General features: G+C 57.7%; 1 protein-coding gene. It reads left to right on the top strand.

Annotation, left to right across the window (positions count from 1 at the left end; all coding sequences use genetic code 11):
- Positions 1-217: 217 nt before the first annotated feature.
- Positions 218-482 (top strand): hypothetical protein (locus AC0LWT_RS28940; RefSeq protein ID WP_474684758.1); only part of this gene is annotated, 265 nt, incomplete at its 3' end.

The following is a 482-nucleotide window of genomic DNA, read 5'->3' as shown; positions in this document are numbered from 1 at the left end:
GTAAATTGCAACCAAACGACACTCAACTACATGCGTGCCATCTCATCACGAATACCTTTATATGGATTTCATCCCACAGTTAGGGTTTTGTTTGCAAAGCCAGTGCTTTGAGCTCATATATACGCTGAAAAGCCTGTATTTTTGCAGGAATATTGCGCTGCAGGCGTACTGTCGGGGAAAAAGATGCACTTTTGCAGGCTTTTTAGGCTGGGGACAGATGAGAGCACTGGATTGTGGGGGATGGGCGACGGTAGATCTGGTTTGTCGGCGGACGGCGGACAGATGGCGGCAGATCTGGTTTGTACGCGGGCGGTATACGGATGGCGGTAGATCTGGTTTGTCGGCGGACGGCGGGCAGGGCGCGGCAGGTCTGGTTTGTATGCGAGCGGCGAGCAGGGCGCGGCGGCACTGGTTTGTCGGCGAGCGGCGAGCAGGGCGCGGCGGCACTGGTTTGTCGGCGAGCGGCGAGCAGGGCGCGGCGG

Source organism: Paenibacillus sp. sgz302164 (genome assembly GCF_056120505.1).
This window is presented reverse-complemented; position numbering and strand designations above follow the sequence as displayed.